We start from the raw sequence: 20,020 nt of genomic DNA, 5'->3' as shown, positions 1-20,020 counted from the left end.
GGGAACGCCGAAGGCCCCGGGCCGGAGCCCGGGGCCTTCGCGGTGCCCGGTGAGCCGTACGGCCCGCCGGGCGGGGATCACTGTCCGTCGAACCAGTCCGAGGGACCGCCGATCGGCACCCAGTCCGGAGCCGCCGACAGGCCGAAGGACAGGATGAGCATGGTCAGCAGCACGAGGCCGATGCACACGCCGACGTAGACGTACAGGTTGCGGTAGTGGACCCGGCGAACCAGCCACACCGCCTGGTGCCGCGCCTCGCGCCCGCTCGGCATGACGTAGCTGAGCAGGAGCATCACGAAGATCGCGAAGGCGCCGGTGTAGTTGGCGCCCTGACCCGGCACGTCCGCGATCCGCGCGTAGATCATGCCGACCAGGATGCCCGCCAGCAGGTAGACCAGCCCGAAGCCGAGCGTGCGCAGCGCCATGCGCCCGAAGGCCCACGGGAAGCTGAGCGCCACCACCATGTTGTCGGAGCTGCGCGGGCCGCGCGTCTGGAGGCGGCGGGCGTGCTCGGCCTTGACCACGTCCAGGGCGCCCAGCGCGGCGATGATCACGACGCCCAGGATCAGCCCGAACCAGGGGAAGAGCAGGGACACACCGGCCACGGAGACCAGCATGGGCAGGATCGTCAGCGGGTGCATCCGCCACGACCGCTCCTCGTACTCCTCGCCCTCCTCGTCGGAGTCGTCCTGGAAGTAGTCGCTCACCCGGTCGCCGCCGCCGCGACGGAACCGGCCCAGCAGGCCGCCGCGCCGCTCCTCGTACTCGTCCCCGTCGAACTCCTGCGTCTGGTTGCTGCCCCGGCCGTCGTCCACCGGGGTGAGGATGTCGGCGAAGTCGCCCTTGTGCAGCGGGGTGTTGAAGAACTGCGTGTGCGGCGCCTGGTGGCCCTCGTCCTCGTGCTCGTCGACGGGGCGCCGGGCGTATCCGTCCCGGTCCACCGGGTCCATCATCATCGTGCCCTGCGGGTCCTCGCGGGAGAACTCGTCGGGCTGGATGCGCCGCGTGCCCAGCACGTCGTCCGGTTCGTCGCGGACCGGGCTGATCCGCATCGTCCCCTGGGGGTCGTCGGGGTCGTCGGCGTCGCGCGGGGCGATGCGCTCGGTGCCCGGGAGCCCGTCGTCCTCGTAGTCCCAGCCGCGCCGCGCGCCGGAGAGGTCGTCGGTGGACTCCGGGTCGTCGGCGCGGCGGCCGTTCGCCGCGCCCGAGAGGTCGTTGGTGGACACGGGGTCGTCGACCAGGCCGCCGGAGTGCGCCGCGGAGGCCGGGCGCGCGGGGTCCCCGGACGGGGACCAGGCGCTGGAGGCGGGGCCGCCGGTGTGCGAGGGGCCCCAGCCCTGGTCGTTCTGGGCCGCGCGTCCGGCCAGGTAGCCCGCCGCGCCGCCGAGCGCGGCACCGGCCGCGCCCGCCGCGGCGGCGCCGCCCGGGCCGCCGCTGCCCGGCTCCTCGCCGGTGCCCCCGGCCGTGGTCGGGTGATACACGGTGTGGCTGCCGGTGAGCCCGCTGGGACGGCCCCCCGCGTCCTCGGTCCAGGGCAGGTCGAGGTTGAGGCGGCTGGCCTCCTCCAGCAGTTCCTCCGCCGTGGGGCGGCTGCGCATGTCACGGGAGACTGCGCGGTTGACCAGCGGCCGCAGCGCCTCGTGCATCCCGTCCATGTCGATCTCGCCGTTGAGGATGCGGAAGAAGATGACCTCGAAGGTGCCCGCGCCGTAGGGCGGGCGGCCGGTGGAGGCGAAGGCGACGGTGCCGCCCCAGGCGTGGATGTCGGTGGCCGGGCCCAGGTCGGTGCCCTCGATGACCTCCGGGGACAGGTAGCTGGGCGTGCCCACGAACGTGCCGGTCTGGGTCAGCTTGGCGCCGTCCACCGCGTGCGCGATGCCGAAGTCGATGACGATCGGCTCGCCGTTGGAGATGATCACGTTGCCGGGCTTGAGGTCGCGGTGGATCACGTCCACCGCGTGGATGTCCCGGATCGCGCGGGCCATGCCGGTGACGAAGCGGGTGAGCGCGCGGCCGCGCAGCGGGCCGTGGTTGGTGACCGTGGCGTCCAGGGTCGGGCCGGGGATGTGCTCGGTGACCACCCACGGCAGCTCGGCCTGGGTGTCGGCTTCGATGACCTCGGCCACGTTGGGGCTGTGCACGCGGCGCATGGTCTCGACCTCGCGGGCGAGGCGGGCCCGGGCGATGTGGTCGCCCGCGACCTCCGGCTTGAGGACCTTCACCGCGACGAACTGCTCGGTCCGGGGGTCCTCGGCCTGGTACACCACGCCCATGCCGCCCTGCCCGATGCGGCGGCGGATGACGTAGTGGCCGATGCGCTCCGGCAGCTCCTCACCCATGGGGAAACCTGCCGACATTGCCATCGAGAATTCATCCCCTCAAAAGACCACATACCACCGCGTCCAGCTTAGCGGCCGGGGGATGGGTCACCATTGGCTTGTTCGTCCCGGTCTCGGGCCCGTGTGGTCGCTTCCGCACCGCCGGGCGTCCGGGGTTCAGGCGGCGCGTCCGTCCGGGGGCGACCCTCACGAGTATGACGGAAAACTGGCGTGGGCGGTTCCCTCCCTCCCGTCCGGACTGGCCGGATCCGGACGTTCGGCCGAACCCCCGTGACACCGTTCGATCCAACGAGCGGGGTGAAAAGTTCTCGAATCCACCGAAACGGCGGCGGGGCGGACGGCACGGCACCGTGTGCCGCCGCCCCGACCTGCTGTTCCGGCGCCCGGTCGGCCCGGACCAGCCCGGTCCGGCGTCCCTCCGGCGCCGCTTCAGCGCCCCGTCAGCGCCCCTTGAAGGCGGCCTTGCCGGGGCCCTGCTCGACGAAACTGCGCATGCCGTCCTTCTGGTCCTCGGTCGAGAACAGGCCCGCGAAGTGCAGGCGCTCGATCTCCAGACCGGTGTCCAGGTCCGTCTCCAGGCCCCGGTCCACCGCCTCCTTGGCCGCGGCCAGCGCGACGGCCGGACCCTGGGCGTACCGGGCGACCAGCGCCACGGCGGCCCGGTAGACCTCCTCGTCCGGGACGACCTGGTCCACCAGGCCGATCTCCCGGGCCTCGTCCGCCTTCACGTGGCGACCGCTGAAGATCATCTCCTTGGCCCTGGAGGAGCCGATCAGGCGGGGCAGGCGCTGGGTCCCGCCCGCGCCGGGGATGACGCCGAGCTGGATCTCGGGCACGCCCAGCCTGGCCCCGGCTCCCGCCACCCGGAAGTCCGCGGCCAGTGCCAGTTCCAGGCCGCCGCCGAGCGCGTACCCGGTGACCGCCGCCACGACCGGCTTGGGGATGCGGGCCACCAGGTTCAGGGCGCTCTGGAGGTCGCGCGCGTAGCCCAGCATCTGCGCGGCGGTGAGGTCGGCCATCTCCTTGATGTCGGCGCCCGCGACGAACACCCGCTCGCCGCCGTAGACGACCACGGCGCGCACGTCCGGGTCCTTGGCGACCCGGGTCGCGGCCTCGGCGATCTCCGCGGTGAGCGCGGCGTTGAGCGCGTTCACCTTCGGCCTGTCCAGCCGGATCACGGCCACGGCCGGATGGTCCGGATCGGTCTCCACACGCACGAACTCGCCCACGGTCTGCTGCCCCTCACTACTCGGACGTCACTGTCTCCGAACTGCTTACCACCCGGTTCAGGAGAAGAGCAGCACCAGGGTGCCCAGCCGGGCGGACAGGGTGTAGGCCGCCGCCAGGAGCAGGGCGGCCCCCGCCAGCAGCAGCGTGTCCGCGGTCCGCCAGCGGCTCTCCCGGGCGCGGGTGCGCGGCCCGGTCCCGAAGGCGCGCGCGTCCATCGCCGCGGCCAGCAGCGTCCCGGTGCGGATGGAGCGCACCAGCAGGGCGAACAGGCGGCCGAAGAACAGCGCGACCGCCCTGACCGGGTCGCGCCCGGCCTCCAGCCCGCGCGCCCTCCGCGCCAGCGTGATCGTGCGCCACTGGTCGGCGAGCAGCGGGACGAGCCGCAGCGCCGCCAGCACGCCCATGGCGGGCCGCTCGGGGACCCGCAGCCGCTGCACCAGGCCGTCGGCGGTCTCCGTGGGGTCGCTGCTCACGGCGGCGAGCAGCCCGGGCAGGGCGATGGCCAGCAGGCGCACCGCGGCGCCCAGCGCGCCCTCCGCGCCGTGCTCCCCGTACAGGTAGTTGACCAGCCCGCTGGAGAGCCCCATGAGCAGGAAGGGCCCGCCCAGCACGAGCAGGGTGCGCCGGTCGATCCCGCTGAACGGCAGGAGCAGCAGGACGCCCGCCAGCACCACGCCGCCGGTGACGGCGTCCACGGCCGGGACCAGGCCCACGCCCAGCAGCAGGGCGGCGAGCAGTTTGGCCGCCGGGTTGAGCCCGACCAGCCAGAAGCGCGCCCCGCCGTCCGCGGGGGCCTCCAGGGTGAGCGCGTCTCCGCCCGGGACACGTTCCCCGTCCGCGGGTGTGTTCGGAAGCCTCCGGTCAGCCACGGCTCCCCCTTCCCGCCGCCGCGTGCCCCTCGGGCCCGGGCGGCTCCGCCCCGGCGCCCGCGTCAGGTGCGGCGGCCTCGTGTACGGCGCGCCCCCCGGCCACGCGCACCCGCGCGTCGGCCAGACTCCGCAGCAACAGGTCGTCGTGGGTGGCCATGACCACCGCGCGGCCCGCGGATCGCAGGGTGGCGAGCAGCTCCACGAGTTCGGTCCAGGTCCGGGTGTCCTGGCCGAAGGTGGGCTCGTCCAGGACGAGCGCGTCGGGCGCGTGCGCGGGGCCCGAGCTGAGCGCCGTGGCCACCGACAGCCGCCGCTTCTCACCGCCCGAGAGCGTGTAGGGGTGCACGTCGGCCAGCGCCGACAGGCGCAGGCGCTCCATCAGCTCGCCTACCCAGGCCTCGGTCTCGGCCTCGCCCATCCCGGCGCGCAGCGGGGCGAAGCGCAGCTCGTCGCGCACGGTGGCGGTGACGAACTGGTCCTCGGCGTGCTGGAAGACCGTGCCCACGTGCCGGGCCAGCCTGCGGGCGGGCCAGCGAACGAGCGGGCGCGGGTCGGCCCCGGCCAGCGGCCCGCGCGGCAGCACCGCTCCCCGGTGGGGCCTGGACAGCCCGGCGAGCAGGGTCAGCAGCGTGGACTTGCCCGCGCCGTTGGGGCCGGTCAGTGCGGTCGCGGTTCCGGCCCGGACGGTGGCGTCCACCCCCTCGAACACCGTGCGCCGCGGCGCCGCGCGCACGCCGAGCTGGCTCGGGGTGCGCGCCGTGACGCCCACGGCCTCCAGCAGGGGCTCACCGCCCGGCGCGGGCTCAAGGGCGGGCGCGGGCTCGTGCCCGGGCACCCACACGCCCTGCGCGGCCAGCGAGCGCCCGTGTTCGGCGAACACGGTCCCCGGCGGCCCGTCGGCGACGACCCCGCCGCCGGGCGCCACGACCACGACCCGGTCCACCAGGTCCACGACGTCGGCCACCCGGTGCTCGACCAGCACCAGGGTCGCCTCGGTCTCGGCGAGCAGGCGGGCCAGCACGCCGCGCACCAGCGCGGCCCCGGCCGGGTCGAGGTTGGCGGTGGGCTCGTCCAGCAGCAGCAGGCGGGGGCGCATCGCCAGGGCCCCGGCGATCACCAGGCGCTGCTTCTCACCGCCCGACAGCGCGCCGGTGGGATGGCGCGGTCCGTACGGGAAGCCCACGGCCTCCAGTGCCTCGTGGACCCGGGGCCAGATGAGGTCGGGGGTCACGCCCAGGTTCTCCGGGCCGAAGGCGACGTCGTCGCCCGCGCGCGCCATCACCAGCTGCGTCTCGGGGTCCTGGCTGACCAGGCCGACCGAGCCCCGGCTCCGGTCGGCGGGCTCGCCGTCCAGGAGCAGGGTGCCCTCGTGGTCGCCGCTGATGGCGGCGTCCTCGCCGGTCAGACCGGCCAGCGAGTGCAGCAGGGTGGACTTGCCCGCGCCGGAGGCGCCCAGCAGCAGCACGCGCTCACCCGGCTCGATCACCAGATCCACGCCGCGCAGCGCGTGGGACTCGCGGCCCGAGTGCCGCCAGCCCCAGCCGGAGAGCTCCACGCGCGCGCCGGGGCCCCCGGCCGCCGTCCGGCGCCCGTTCGCGGAGGCCACGGTCAGCCCCTCGCGGACGGGAAGGGGGCCAGCGCCCCGGAGCGGGCCAGGGCGGTGGTGAGCAGGCGGGCGCCCACGCCCGCGATGAGGGCGGCGCTGACCACCACGATGACGCCGTAGGTGATCTGGTAGGACAGCGGCCAGGTCACGTTGTAGGCGAGGTTGTCGCGGATGGCCGGGGAGACGCCCGCGACCGCCGCCGCGAGGACGGCCACGCCCATGCCCCAGCGGCGGTAGCCGAAGGCGAGGAAGACGAGTTCGGGCAGGATGCCCTGGAGGGCGCCGTCGAGGATGACCATGATCCCCCACTGGGTGCCCAGGAGCGCCGACACCGAGGCGGCGGCGATGGCGGTGAGCAGGGCCGCGCCGGGCTTGCGGATGATCAGGCCGCCCAGCACGCCGGAGATCAGCCACATGCCGTAGACGACGGCCTGCGCGGGCGGGAAGCCGACGAACAGCGGGGTCGTGACCGACCAGACGATGTTCCAGAGCCAGAAGACCACGCCGACCGCGACGCCGATGACGGCGGCCACGACGATGTCGACGGTGCGCCAGCTCCGCAGCCGGCCGAGGACGTCGCGCCGGAAGCCGGTGCCCTGGGGGGTGGTGGTGTTCCTCTTCATGCGGTGTCCCTTCGCCGGGGGATGCGAGGGGCCCGTGCGGCCGAGAGCGGCGCCGGAACGCGTTCCGCGCGCGCCGGGACGTCCCCGGTGCGCGGGAGCACGCCACCGGTGACGGTTCCTACGACTTCCTTCGCTGGCATGACCCAGATCAGGTGTGTAAGGGTCTGCGGCCTGGTGCCGCACTCTCAGCGCTCGCGCGCTCCCCTGTCGGTTTCACCCATTTTGACTTCCTCTCCTGCCTGAAGGCAAGAGATCGCGGAACCACCTACCGGTGGTTCGAGGCCAGGGCCTCGTCACGGGTCGCCCCGTGGCCTTCCTGTTTCACCGCCGGTCGCCCCGTCCGGGAGGACTCCCGTTGAGGTCTCACACCAGCTCCACAGGCAACAACCGCCAGCCCGGCGGCTTCGAGATTGAGCGCCGCGTTCACATCCCGATCATGGGCTACCCCACACCGGGGGCACATCCACATCCGGACGTTCAGCGGCAACGACATGTGCACGTAGGCGCATCCGGGCGTCGAACACGCCTTGGAGGAAGGGAAGCACCGGTCCACGACCACCAGGTCCCGCCCGTACCAGGCGCACTTGTACTCCAGCATCGTGCGCAGCTCACGCCAGGCCGCATCCGAGATCGCCCGAGACAGCCTCCGGTTCTTGACCAGGTTGCGCACCGTCAGGTCCTCGATCACGACCGCTTGGTTCTCGCGGACGAGTCGAGTGGAGAGCTTGTGCAGGAAGTCCCGACGCCGGTCGGTGATACGGGCGCACACCCGCGCCACCCTGCGACGCGCCTTGTCCCGGTTGGCACTGCCCCTGGCCTTACGGGCCAGCGCCCGCTGCGCCTTGGCCAGCCTGGCGCGATCGCGTCGCTCGTGGCGGGGGTTGGCCACCTTCTCCCCTGTGGACAAGGTCACCACGGAGGTGATTCCGGCGTCGACACCGACCGCGTTGTTGACGGCCGGGACCGACGTGATGGTGTCCTCGCACAGCAGCGAGACGAACCAGCGCCCGGCCGCGTCCCGCGAGACCGTCACCGTCGAAGGACAGGCACCTTCGGGCAGGGGCCGCGACCACACGATGTCCAGGGGTTCGGTCATCTTGGCCAATGTCAGACGGCCGTCGCAGTAGCGAAACGCGCTCGCGGTGTACTCCGCCGAGGCCCGGGACGTCTTCTTGGACTTGAACCGCGGATACCGCGCACGCCGGTCGAAGAAGTTGCCGAACGCCGTGTGCAGATGGCGCAGCGTCTGCTGGAGCGGAACACAGGAGACCTCGGTGAGGAAGGACAGCTCCTCGGTCCTCTTCCATGCGGTGAGCATCGCCGAGGTCTGGGAGTAGCCCACCCGCTCCCGGCGCTGCTGCCAGGCGGTGGTGCGTTCGGCCAGAGCGCGGTTGTAGACCAGGCGCACGCACCCGAACGTGCGCGACAGCTCAGCCGCCTGCGCATCGGTGGGATAGAAGCGGTACCGAAACGCCCGCTTCACGCTCTTGCTGGTCATGGCACACACCGTAGCGACCGCCCTGCGATCGCGTGAGCCGAATCCAACAGAAAGCTACAGAAAGGCGGGATCTCAGTCCCCGGGACCGGCGCCGCCCTCGGGCACCTGCGGCTGCGGGGGCGTGCCGTTCCAGGGCGCGCCGCCGTCCCCGCCCGGGGACTCGCCGCCACCGGTACCGCCACCTCCACCGCCGCCGTCTCCACCGCCACCGCCGCCGGTGTTCCCGCCTCCACCGCCGGTACCGCCACCACCACCGCCGGTCGAACCTCCGCCACCGCCGGTTCCGCCGCCACCGCCGCCGGTGGAACCTCCTCCGCCACCGGTGCCGCCGCCTCCGCCGCCGTTCGAGCCCTCGCCACCACCGGTACCGCCACCACCACCGGTCGAGCCCCCACCGCCACCGCCGGTGGCCTCCTCACCGCCGTCACCGGTGCCGCCACCGCCGGTCGAGCCGCCGTCGCCCCCGCCGTCACCGCCACCGGCCGCGACGCCGCCGTCACCGGTACCGCCGCCTCCACCGGTGTCGCCGTCGTCGCTGTCGCCACCGCCGCCCGACGGCTTGTCCGAGGCCTTGCCGTAGACCTTCGGCGAGGGGGCGAACTCCTCCTCCGGCAGGCCCGCCACGGCCTCGCGCATGGTGGCCTGCCAGATCGGACCGGGCAGCGTGGCCCCGTAGACGATGCCGTAGTAGCGGTCCCCGATGGTCACGCCCTGGAGAGTGTGCTGCTCCCCGCCCCGGATGTCGCCGACAACCACGGTCCCGGCCAGGTTCGGGGTGTAGCCCGCGAACCACGCGTAGGCCGCGCTGTCGGTGGTGCCGGTCTTGCCCGCCACCGGGCGCCCGATCTCCAGGCCGTTGGCGGTACCGCCCTCGAAGGTCTGCTGGAGCAGGTGGTTGACGCCGTCGGCGACCTCGGTGTCCAGCGCTCCCTCCTCGCACTCGGTGCCCATCTCGATCTCCTCGCCTTCCTCGCCCTCGAAGAGGACCGAGGCCACGGGGACCGGCTCGCAGTAGGTGCCCCGGGAGGCGAAGACGGCGTAGGCGCTGGCCATGGTGAGCGGGGAGACCTCCTGGTCGCCCAGGGTGAAGGAGCTCCACACCTGCAGGTCCTCGCCGTCCGCGCGGTGGACGCCCAGGCTCTGGGCCATCTCCGCCGTCTCGCACAGGCCGACGCGTTCCTGGAGCTGGGCGAAGTAGGTGTTCACCGACCCCTTCGTCCCGCTGATCATGTTGTGCTCGCCGCCGTCGCTCTCCCCGGCGTTGCCCACGTCCCAGGGCGCCATCCTGCCGCCCTCGCAGTTCTCCAGGCCGCTCACCGTCGTGGACTTGGGCGAGGAGAAGCTGGTGTCGTACTTGAGCCCGGCGTCCAGGGCGGCGGCCAGGGTGAACGGCTTGAACGTCGAACCCGCCTGGTAGCCCAGCGACCCGCCGTCGTCGTGGTCCACGGACAGGTTGATCGAGGTGGTGCCCGGCTCGTCGTCGAAGCCGTAGCGCATGTTCTGGGCCATGACCCGCACTCGGCCGGTACCGGGCTCCACGAGGACCTCGGCGGCGAACTTGTGGGAGTCGCCCGCGGGGACGTAGCGCTCGATCGCCTGCTCGGCGGCCTTCTGCATGTCCAGGTCCAGGGTGGTGCGCACGGTGATGCCGCCCCGCTCCAGTATCCGGTCGCGCTCCTCCTGGGTCTCGGCGAGGGCGTCGGAGCCGCCCAGCCACCGCATGACGTAGTCGCAGAAGAAGGGCTGCTCGCTGCTGAAGCAGCTGCCCGCGCGCGGGGTCTCGTCCACCTCCAGGCCCCGGCTCTTGTACTCCTCCGCCTCCGCGCTCTCCAGGTGTCCGGTGGCGACCATCCGGTCCAGCACCAGGTTGCGGCGCTCGACGGAGGCCTCGGGGTTGGTGAGCGGGTCGTAGTACGAGGGCGCGCGCACCAGCGCCACGATCGTGGCGGCCTGCGCGGGGTCGAGCTCGGAGGCCGGGACGGAGAAGTAGCGCTCGGCGGCGACCTCGATGCCGTACGCGTTCTGGCCGAAGTAGGCGAGGTTGAGGTAGCCCTCCATGATCTCGTCCTTGGTGAGCTTCTCCTCCAGCTCGATGGCGTAGCGCAGCTCCAGCACCTTGCGGGTCAGGGTGCGCGCGTTGGCGCTCGCCAGCTCCTCCTCGGTGTCGGCCTGTTCCATGAGGAGGTTCTTCACGTACTGCTGGGTGATGGTGGACCCGCCCTGGGTGTTGCCCAGTGCGGTGCGGACGGCGGCGCGCAGCGTGCCGCGCAGGTCCAGCCCGGCGTGCTCGTAGAAGCGGTCGTCCTCGATCGCCATGAGGGCGGCGGGCACCCAGGGGCTGATCTCGTCCAGCGGCACCACGTCGCGCTCGCGCTCGGCGACCTCGGCGATCGGTTCCCCGTCGACGTCGGTCAGCAGCACGCGCTCGGCGGGGTGCGGCACGGCCAGGTCGCTGGGCAGGGCCATGAAGGCCGCGGCAGAGTCCTTGGCCGCCAGTCCGAGACCGCCGACCCAGGGCATGACCAGCGCCGCCGTGAGCAGCCCGGCGACCGCGCTGGTTCCGGCCAGGCGCTGTACCGTCTCCCGGCGGTCCCCCGCCGGGGTCGGCTCCGACACCTTTCGGCGCAGGGCCTCGGCCCACCGCCGGACACGCGGACCCGCGGCGGCCGGTACCGCGCGGGAGAGGGCCCCGCGCCAGTTCCGGCGCGGGGCCTCGTGCCGCCGCCCGCGCGGCGGACGCTGGTTGGAATCCGTCACGTCGCCCCCTACGGCCGTGTGCCGCCCCGCCCGCGGGACGCGCGGGCAGGCAACTCCGTCGACCACGCTCTCAGGGCGGACGTAAAGGGCGGACCGGGTTGACGGGCGCGTCAGCGAAAAACTTCCTCAATGACAAGCAAAGCACCGCATAGCGAACATATTTCGTCAATCACCATGAAACAGGCGCGTCACGCACCCGACACCGGGAGGGGCGCGGACACGGAGAAGAGCGCGCGGGCCACGGGTGCCCGAATCTGGGACAAAAGTTCCTTAGGCGACTATTCGGTCACGCACGGATGTCCGGAATACGGCCATACAGCTCGCGCGTGCATTCGGTCATCCCTACCCACCGCAGCACACCGTCCAACATGACCGATCAGTTTTCCGTCATTTCCGCAGAATGCATCGGAAAACAACCACAGAGACACCTGAATCTGCTGCGTCCTTATGACCGCTTTGCGCGGTTTACTCAGCAGAAACCCGACAAACACCGGCTCTTAGTACACGCACCCAGTGTGATGAGGATCACAGAAATTATCCGGCCCTGGCACTCCGCCAAACACCACAAGAGGGCAGACGATAGACAGCGGAGGGCACCGAAGCCTTAATCCGGACAGTTTCTGTTCCGGATGTTCCGTGAACTCCGTCTTGCCCTGGATTAACTCCCGGTTATTTCCGCCTGCCGAAAAACAGCACGGTTCCGCAACGCCGAACCACGACAATTACGGTGTAGCCAGTGATCGGACGCCTGCCCATCCTCGATATCTCTCCAGAGAACGACCTCGGACCGGTGAAAGCCGTTCCGGGCGAACGCTTCACCGTGGGAGCGACGGTGATCCGCGAGGGCCACGACTCCCTCGCCGCGGGCGTCGTCGTCTACTCCCCCGAGGGACGCCGCGAACAGCTCGTCCCCATGCGCGAGCACGCCCCCGGCACCGACCGCTACGAGGCCTGCGTCAGCCTCCCCACGGAGGGGACGTGGTCCTTCGCCGTCGAGTCGTGGACCGACCCCTTCGCCACCTGGCACCACGTCGCGGGCGTCAAGCTCCCGCTGGGCCAGGACACCGAACTCGTCCTGGAGGAGGGCGCCCGCCTGCTCGCCCGCGCCGGGCGACGGGTCCCGCGCCGCCCCTTCCTGAACGCCGCCGCCAAGGCGCTGCGCGACACCTCGATGACCCCGGTGGAGCGCTTCGAGGCGGCGCTCACCCCCGAGGTCCTGGACGAGATGGAGCGCGCGCCCCTGCGCGAGCTGGTCACCAGGTCCAGGCGCACCAGCGTCGTCGTCCACCGCGAGCGCGCGCTGTTCGGCTCCTGGTACGAGTTCTTCCCGCGCTCGGAGGGCGCCCAGGTCGACACCGCGCCCGGCCAGGAGCTCTCGGGCACCCTCGCCACCGCGGCCAAGCGCCTGCCCGCCATCGCCGACATGGGCTTCGACGTGGTCTACCTCCCGCCGATCCACCCGGTCGGCACCACCCACCGCAAGGGCGCCAACAACGCCCTGGTCGCCGGTCCCGGCGACCCCGGTTCGGTGTGGGCCATCGGGTCGGCCGACGGCGGCCACGACGCGGTCCACCCCGACCTGGGCACCCTCGCCGACTTCGACGCCTTCGTCGCCGAGGCCCGCGAGCACGGTATGGAGATCGCCCTGGACCTGGCCCTGCAGTGCTCCCCCGACCACCCCTGGGTCACCGAGCACCCCGAGTGGTTCACCGCCCGTGCCGACGGCTCCATCGCCTACGCCGAGAACCCGCCCAAGAAGTACCAGGACATCTACCCGCTCAACTTCGACCGCGACTTCAAGGGCCTGTACGCGGAGGTCCTGCGGGTGGTCGAGCACTGGATCGCGCACGGCGTGCGGATCTTCCGCGTCGACAACCCGCACACCAAGCCGGTCGCGTTCTGGCAGAAGCTGCTCGCCGACGTCGCCGACAGGCACCCCGACGTGCTCTTCCTCGCCGAGGCCTTCACCCGCCCCGCCATGATGCGCACCCTGGCCAAGGTCGGCTTCCACCAGTCCTACACCTACTTCACCTGGCGCAACGGCAAGGACGAGCTGACCGACTACCTCACCGAGCTGAGCCGGGAGAGCGCCCACTACCTGCGGCCCAACTTCTTCGCCAACACCCCGGACATCCTGCACGCCTACCTCCAGCACGGCGGTCGGCCCGCGTTCGCCGTCCGCGCCGTGCTGGCGGCCCTGCTCTCCCCCACCTGGGGCGTCTACTCCGGCTTCGAGCTGTGCGAGAACACCCCCGCCGGACCGGGCAGCGAGGAGTACCTCGACTCGGAGAAGTACCAGTACCGCCCCCGCGACTGGGCCGCGGCCGAGGCCTCCGGCGAGACCCTCGCCGGCCTCCTCACGATGCTCAACCGGCTGCGCCGGGAGCACCCGGCCCTGCGGGAGCTGCGCAACCTGCGCTTCCACCACGTGGACCGGCCCGAGATCGTCTGCTTCTCCAAGCACCGGCCCGGCACCGGCCCCAAGGACCCCGACGACGCCGTGATCGCCGTCGTCAACCTCGACCCGCACCACGCACGCGAGGCGACGGTGCACCTGGATCTGCCGTCCATCGGCCTCACAAGGGAGGAGGAGCTCAGGGTGACCGACGAGCTGACCGGCCGTTCCTACACCTGGGGTGCGGACAACTACGTCCGTCTCGACCCCGCGGCCGGTCCCGCGCACGTGTTCACCGTCAGCGGCAGATAGCGGCCCCGGAACCGGCGCACGGGGCCCGGCGGAGCCGCTGCTCCGCCGGAGCCCCGCCGTGTCCGAAACGCCTGTTGAACCGACGTCGAACATTCTTGGTGGGGAGCATTAGATGAGCAAAGACGAGCCCGGCCCCGGCGGACGCGGTCACGCCGAACACGGTCCGCTCGCCCCGGCCACCGGGGCCGCCACCGGCCCGCTGATGTCCTCCGGCGGCACCAGTGATCCCCACTGGTACAAACACGCCGTCTTCTACGAGGTGCTCGCCCGGGGCTTCTTCGACTCCAACGGCGACGGCACCGGCGACCTCGCCGGTCTGGTGCAGAAGCTGGACTACCTCCAGTGGCTGGGCATCGACTGCGTGTGGCTGCTGCCGATGTACGAGTCGCCCCTGCGCGACGGCGGCTACGACATCTCCGACTACTTCAAGATCCTCCCGGAGTTCGGCCGCACCGCCGACTTCGTGGAACTCCTGGACGAGGCGCACCGGCGCGGGATCCGGGTCATCACCGACCTGGTCATGAACCACACCAGCGACCAGCACCCGTGGTTCAAGGCCTCCCGCGAGGACCCGGACGGGCCCTACGGGGACTTCTACGTGTGGTCGGACACCGACGACCGCTACGACGAGGCCCGCATCATCTTCGTCGACACCGAGACGTCCAACTGGACCTACGACGAGGTCCGCGGCCAGTACTACTGGCACCGGTTCTTCTCCCACCAGCCCGACCTCAACTTCGAGAACCCGGCCGTCCAGGAGGCGATCCTGGAGGTCCTGCGCTACTGGCTGGACCTGGGCATCGACGGGTTCCGCCTGGACGCCGTGCCCTACCTGTACGAGCGCGAGGGCACCAACTGCGAGAACCTCAAGGAGACGCACGAGTTCCTCAAGCGCGTGCGCGCCGAGGTGGACCGGCTCTACCCCGACCGCGTGCTGCTGAGCGAGGCCAACCAGTGGCCGTCCGACGTCGTCGACTACTTCGGCGACTTCGAGTCCGGCGGCGACGAGTGCCACATGAACTTCCACTTCCCGCTGATGCCGCGCATGTTCATGGCGGTCCGGCAGGAGCAGCGCTTCCCGATCTCGGAGATCCTCGCCCAGACGCCGCCGATCCCCCGCAACTGCCAGTGGGCGATCTTCCTGCGCAACCACGACGAGCTGACCCTGGAGATGGTCACCGACGAGGAGCGCGACTACATGTACTCCGAGTACGCCAAGGAACCCCGCATGCGCGCCAACGTGGGGATCCGCAGGCGGCTCGCGCCCCTGCTGGACAACGACCGCAACCAGATCGAGCTGTTCACGGCCCTGCTGCTGTCCCTGCCGGGCTCGCCCGTCCTGTACTACGGCGACGAGATCGGCATGGGCGACAACATCTGGCTGGGCGACCGCGACGCCGTGCGCACGCCCATGCAGTGGAGCTCGGACCGCAACGCCGGGTTCTCCAAGGGCGACCCGGCCCGCCTGTACCTGCCGCTGATCATGGACCCGGTCTACGGGTACCAGGCGCTCAACGTGGAGTCCCAGCGCGACAACCCCGGCTCGCTGCTGCACTGGACGCGGCGCATGATCCAGATCCGCAAGCGCCACCCCGTGTTCGGCACCGGCGCCTTCACCGAACTCAACGCCACCAACCCGAGCGTGCTGGCCTTCATCCGCGAGCACGGCGACGACCGGATGCTCTGCGTCAACAACCTGTCGCGGTACCCGCAGCCCGTGGAGCTGGACCTGGGGCGCTATGCCGGGGTCGCCCCGGTGGAGTGCGTGGGCGGTGTGCGCTTCCCCGAGATCGGGGAGCTGCCCTACCTGCTCACCCTGCCCGGGCACGGCTTCTACTGGTTCCAGCTGCCCGCCACCGCCGACCGGGAGTCCGCGGGCACGAGCCGGGACGGCATGCCGTCCTACGGACTGCCCGAGGCCGGGGCCCGGGTGCACGCCACCTTCGAGACCTCGCCGGTGTCGGCGGCCGCGGCCCGGCCGCACGCACCGGACCACCCAGTGAGCACGACGTCCAGCATCCCGGCCGGGTTCTCCCCCGCGTTCGGCGACGGCGCACGCACCCCCTCCCACGGGAGCGCGGTGCGCGCCTCGGGCCCCTCAGGCCCGGCCGCGGAGCGCACGGGCCGGGGTGGGGGCGAGAAGGGAAACGGGTCGCTCTGACATGTCCCAACTCGAAGAACTCCTGGCCGTCTGGCTACCGAGACAGCGCTGGTTCTCCGGCAAGGGGATCCCCATCCGCCAGATCCGGGTCGAGAGCAGGCACACGCTGGTGACGTCGGGCCCCGACGGCCCGGACCTGAGCGTCCTGGTCCTCCAGGCCGGGCAGCGGGGCCGCAGCTCCCGCTACCAGGTGCTGCTGGGCTCGCGGCCGCCGCGCTCCCTGCCGCCGGACCTGGCGCGCGTGGCCATCGGCGTGTGCCAGGTGGCGGGCGGCAGACCCAGGGTGGTCTACGACGCCGCCCACGACGAGGAGCTGACCCGGATGCTCCTGGAGCGGTTCGCCTCCCCCACCGGGGCCGAGCCCTCCGGAAAGGTGCGCTTCCGCAGCCTGCCGGGCGACAGCATCCGCACCGGTTCGGCCGGGCGGCTGCTCACCGGCGAGCAGTCCAACACGTCGCTGGTCTTCGGCGAGGACTACATCCTCAAGACCTTCCGCAGGCTCTGGCCCGGGCCCAACCCGGACCTGGAGCTGAACATGGCCCTGTCGGGAACCCCGTACGTGGCCCGGCCGTGCGGTTGGATCGAGGCCGACCTGGTCGGGCACTCCACGCCCACGACGCTGGCCATGCTCCAGACCTACATCCCGCACGCCACGGACGGGTGGGTGCTCGCCACCGCCAACGTGCGCGCCCTGCTGGAGGGGTCGGGGGACGGGCGCGAGTCCGCGTTCACCGGCGAGGCGGCCCGGCTGGGCCGCACCACCGCCGAGGTGCACCGGTCGCTGGCCCGGACCCTGCCCACGGACGTGCTCACCCCGACGGGCGCGGCCGAGATGGCCGACGCCATGGTCGAGCGCCTGGCGATGGCCAGCGCAGAGGTGCCGGAACTGGCCGAGCACGCGCCCCGGGTGATGGAGGCCTACGCCGACTTCTCCGAGGTGGACGAGCCGCTGCCGATACAGCGCATCCACGGCGACTACCACCTGGGGCAGGCGATCCGGACCGGGTCCGGATGGGTGCTGCTGGACTTCGAGGGCGAGCCCACCGTGCCGGTGCGCGACCGCCAGCGCCTGTCCAGCCCGCTGCGGGACGTGGCGGGGATGCTCCGCTCCTTCGACTACGCGGCCGGGTACCTGCTGATCGGGCACCCGGGCGACCCCGGTCTGGAGTGGGCGGCCCGCTCCTGGGCCCGGCACAACCGGGAGGCCTTCTGCCGGGGCTACGCCGACGGCGGCGGGGCCGACCCGGAGAAGCACCTGGCGGTCCTGCGGGCCTTCGAGTTCGACAAGGCCGTGTACGAGGTGCTGTACGAGGCCCGGAACCGGCCGAACTGGCTGCGGGTCCCGCTGGAGTCCATCGCCACCGCCGCCGCGCCTCCCGTGCCCGGATAGGCGGTGTCCGGTGAAAGTTCGCTTGGCCCCTGGGGGTGGGGCTCGGGCGTCGGCGGGGTTCTGGAGGTGCCGGAGGCGGGTTCGCGAGGAACGAGCCAACCCGCCGAAGGCGCCGAAGGTTCTCGCCCTTGAGGCGCCCGAGCACGGGGCGAAGCGAAGCGGAGACCCGAAGAGCACGGCCTCCCCCGAGCGGGGCGGCCGCCGCTTCGACCACCACGCCCCCCGATCCGTCCGCACGAGTACCACGGAGCCCGCATTGACCTCGCCGCGCAGCGAACAACGTCCGCGTGCCAGCGCAGCCAAGACTGCGACGAACGGGAAGAACCCGAAGAAGAAGGCCGTGGAGAGCATCCCGGTCGTGGAGGAGGTGTCGGTCGCCGAGACGGCGGCCGTGGTGGAACCCGCCGCCGTGAAGCCCGCAGGGGCCGGGGCGGCCAAGGCGGGCGAGAAGGCCGCGAAGGCGAAGACGGCTGAGAGGGCCCCGGCCGCGAAGCGGGCCCCGGCCTCCTCGAAGGGCCGGACCTCCGCCGACGGGAAGGCCGCGGCGAACGGGAAGGCCGCGGCGAACGGGAAGGCCGCGGCGACCAAGGCCCCGGCCGCTTCCCGGCGCAAGGGGCCCGACCCCGAGCTGGTCGCCGCCCTGGACCGGCTGGTGGACGGCCACCACCACGACCCGCACGCGCTGCTGGGCGTGCACGCCGAGGGCCGGGGCACCGTCGTGCGGGCCCTGCGGCCGGGCGCGGTGGAGGTGCACGCCGTCCTGGCCGACGGCTCGCGGCTGCGCCTGGACCACCTGCACCGGGGCGTGTTCTCCGCGAAGGTGTCCCGGAGCAGGCTCGGCTCCGTGCCCGACTACCGGATCAGCGCCCGCTACGAGGACGGCGCCGAGCACGTGGCCGCCGACCCGTACCGGTTCGCGCCGACCCTGGGAGAGCTGGACCTGCACCTGATCGGCGAGGGCCGCCACGAGGAGCTGTGGAACGCCCTCGGGGCGCACGTGCGGGTCGAGGACACCGCGATGGGCGAGGTGGCCGGGACCCGGTTCGCGGTGTGGGCGCCGGACGCGAGGGGCGTGCGGATGATCGGCGACTTCAACCACTGGAGCGGCGTCGGGCATCCGATGCGGAGCCTGGGCTCCAGCGGCGTGTGGGAGCTGTTCGTGCCCGGGATCGGCGAGGGCGGCCTGTACAAGTTCCAGGTCCTGGGCGCCGACGGGCACTGGCGCGACAAGGCCGACCCCATGGCGCGGTGCACGCAGATGCCGCCCGCGACCGCCTCCGTGGTCACCTCCTCCACGCACGTGTGGTCCGACCAGGAGTGGATGGCCGAACGCAAGGGCGTGGAGCAGCACCGGGCGCCGATGAGCGTGTACGAGGTGCACCTGGGCTCCTGGCGGCCGGGACTGGGCTACGCCGAACTGGCCGAGGAGCTCGTCGCGTACGTGACCGACATGGGGTTCACGCACGTGGAGTTCCTGCCCGTGGCGGGCCACCCCTACGACGGCTCCTGGGGATACCAGGTGACCTCGTACTACGCGCCCACGCCCCGGTTCGGCACGCCGGACGAGTTCCGCCACCTGGTGGACGCCCTGCACCGCGCGGGCGTCGGCGTGCTGCTGGACTGGGTGCCCGCGCACTTCCCGAAGGACGAGTGGGCGCTGGCCCGCTTCGACGGGAGCGCGCTGTACGAACACCCCGACCCCCGCCGGGGCGAGCACCCGGACTGGGGGACGCTGATCTTCAACTACGGGCGGACCGAGGTGCGCAACTTCCTCGTGGCCAACGCCCTGTACTGGTTGGAGGAGTTCCACGTTGACGGCCTGCGGGTGGACGCGGTGGCCTCGATGATCTACCTGGACTACTCGCGCGACTCCGGGGCCTGGGAGCCGAACGTGTTCGGCGGCAGGGAGAACCTGGAGGCGATCGACTTCCTCAAGGAGCTCAACACCACCGTCTACCGGCGCAACCCGCACGTGGCGATGATCGCGGAGGAGTCCACCGCCTACACGGGCGTGACCACGCCCGTGGACCACGGCGGGCTCGGCTTCGGGTTCAAGTGGAACATGGGGTGGATGCACGACACCCTGGAGTACGTCAAGAAGGAGCCGGTCCACCGCCAGTACCACCACGACGACGTCACGTTCTCGATGGTCTACGCCTACAGCGAGAACTACGTGCTGCCGCTGTCGCACGACGAGGTGGTGCACGGCAAGCAGTCGCTGTTCAACAAGCCGCCCGGCGACGAGTGGCAGCGGTCGGCGACCCTGCGCGCGCTCCTGGCGTTCATGTGGTCCCACCCGGGCAAGCAGCTGCTGTTCATGGGTGGGGAGATCGCCCAGGGCGACGAGTGGTCGCACCGGGAGGGCGTGCCGTGGTGGCTGCTCCAGTTCGAGCACCACGCGGGGGTGCAGCGCCTGGTGCGGGCGCTCAACGAGGCCTACCGGCCGCGGACCGCGCTGTGGTCGCGGGACACCGAACCGGCGGGCTTCACCTGGCTGGACGGCGGTGACCGCGAGGGGAACACGCTGTCGTACCTGCGCCACGGCGACGACGGCTCGGTGCTCGCCTGCGCGGTGAACTTCTCGCCGGTGCCCCGTACCGGGCGGCGGATGGGACTGCCCTCCGGGGGCCGGTGGAAGGCGGTGCTCAACACCGACGAGGCGCGCTTCGGCGGGTCGGACCACCCGGCGCCCGCCCGCGTGGACGCCGAGCCCGTGCCCTGGGACGGGCAGCCGTTCTCGGCGGAGGTCGCCCTGCCCCCGCTCGGCGCGGTCTGGTTCGAGCCCGAGGCCTAGCAGGGCCCACGTTGCGGCGCCCGGGCCCGTCGGCCCGGGCGCCGAA

Annotated in this window: 11 protein-coding genes and 1 riboswitch; of the genes, 4 read left to right on the top strand and 7 right to left on the bottom strand. The window is 72.1% G+C overall.

Going from position 1 to position 20,020, the window contains the following annotated elements:
- Positions 1-77: 77 nt before the first annotated feature.
- The 7 genes from ACSTA4_RS05135 to ACSTA4_RS05105 all read right to left on the bottom strand — a co-directional run bounded on the left by ACSTA4_RS05135 (position 78) and on the right by ACSTA4_RS05105 (position 10,922).
- Entirely contained in the window at positions 78-2,339 is a 2,262-nt protein-coding gene (locus ACSTA4_RS05135; RefSeq protein WP_444962591.1) for a protein kinase domain-containing protein, read from the bottom strand.
- 440 nt (positions 2,340-2,779) lie between these two features.
- Entirely contained in the window at positions 2,780-3,568 is a 789-nt protein-coding gene (locus tag ACSTA4_RS05130; protein WP_274976376.1) for an enoyl-CoA hydratase/isomerase family protein, read from the bottom strand.
- Between the two features lie 57 nt (positions 3,569-3,625).
- Positions 3,626-4,438: an energy-coupling factor transporter transmembrane component T family protein gene (locus ACSTA4_RS05125; protein ID WP_444962590.1), complete on the bottom strand. Its 813-nt coding sequence runs from the start codon at positions 4,436-4,438 to the stop codon at positions 3,626-3,628.
- Positions 4,431-6,044: an ABC transporter ATP-binding protein gene (locus ACSTA4_RS05120; protein ID WP_444962589.1), complete on the bottom strand. Its 1,614-nt coding sequence runs from the start codon at positions 6,042-6,044 to the stop codon at positions 4,431-4,433. The genes ACSTA4_RS05125 and ACSTA4_RS05120 overlap by 8 nt, the downstream gene beginning before the upstream one ends.
- 2 nt (positions 6,045-6,046) lie before the next feature.
- On the bottom strand, positions 6,047-6,667 hold the full coding sequence (locus ACSTA4_RS05115; protein ID WP_248773642.1) for an ECF transporter S component: 621 nt from the start codon (positions 6,665-6,667) through the stop codon (positions 6,047-6,049).
- A 108-nt stretch (positions 6,668-6,775) separates the two neighbouring features.
- Positions 6,776-6,883: riboswitch (TPP riboswitch) on the bottom strand.
- 49 nt (positions 6,884-6,932) lie between these two features.
- Entirely contained in the window at positions 6,933-8,165 is a 1,233-nt protein-coding gene (locus ACSTA4_RS05110) for an RNA-guided endonuclease InsQ/TnpB family protein (RefSeq protein WP_444962588.1), read from the bottom strand.
- 72 nt (positions 8,166-8,237) lie between these two features.
- On the bottom strand, positions 8,238-10,922 hold the full coding sequence (locus tag ACSTA4_RS05105) for a transglycosylase domain-containing protein (protein ID WP_444962587.1): 2,685 nt from the start codon (positions 10,920-10,922) through the stop codon (positions 8,238-8,240).
- A gap of 736 nt (positions 10,923-11,658) precedes the next feature.
- Here ACSTA4_RS05105 and ACSTA4_RS05100 point away from each other — a divergent pair.
- The 4 genes from ACSTA4_RS05100 (at position 11,659) to glgB (ending at position 19,974) form a co-directional block, all read left to right on the top strand.
- Positions 11,659-13,629: a maltotransferase domain-containing protein gene (locus ACSTA4_RS05100; RefSeq protein WP_444962586.1), complete on the top strand. Its 1,971-nt coding sequence runs from the start codon at positions 11,659-11,661 to the stop codon at positions 13,627-13,629.
- A 112-nt stretch (positions 13,630-13,741) separates the two neighbouring features.
- A complete protein-coding gene (gene treS / locus ACSTA4_RS05095) occupies positions 13,742-15,790 on the top strand; it encodes a maltose alpha-D-glucosyltransferase (protein ID WP_444962585.1) in 2,049 nt (682 codons plus the stop codon).
- 1 nt (position 15,791) lies between these two features.
- On the top strand, positions 15,792-17,180 hold the full coding sequence (locus ACSTA4_RS05090) for a maltokinase N-terminal cap-like domain-containing protein (protein ID WP_444962584.1): 1,389 nt from the start codon (positions 15,792-15,794) through the stop codon (positions 17,178-17,180).
- Positions 17,181-17,808: 628 nt separating this feature from the next.
- Positions 17,809-19,974, top strand: coding sequence for a 1,4-alpha-glucan branching protein GlgB (gene glgB, locus ACSTA4_RS05085; protein ID WP_444964102.1), 2,166 nt, complete (start codon positions 17,809-17,811; stop codon positions 19,972-19,974).
- The last annotated feature ends 46 nt before the right edge of the window (positions 19,975-20,020 follow it).

Source organism: Nocardiopsis sp. M1B1, assembly GCF_052466615.1.
The sequence above is the reverse complement of the archived record's forward strand: the minus strand, read 5'-3'. Positions and strand labels throughout refer to the sequence as shown.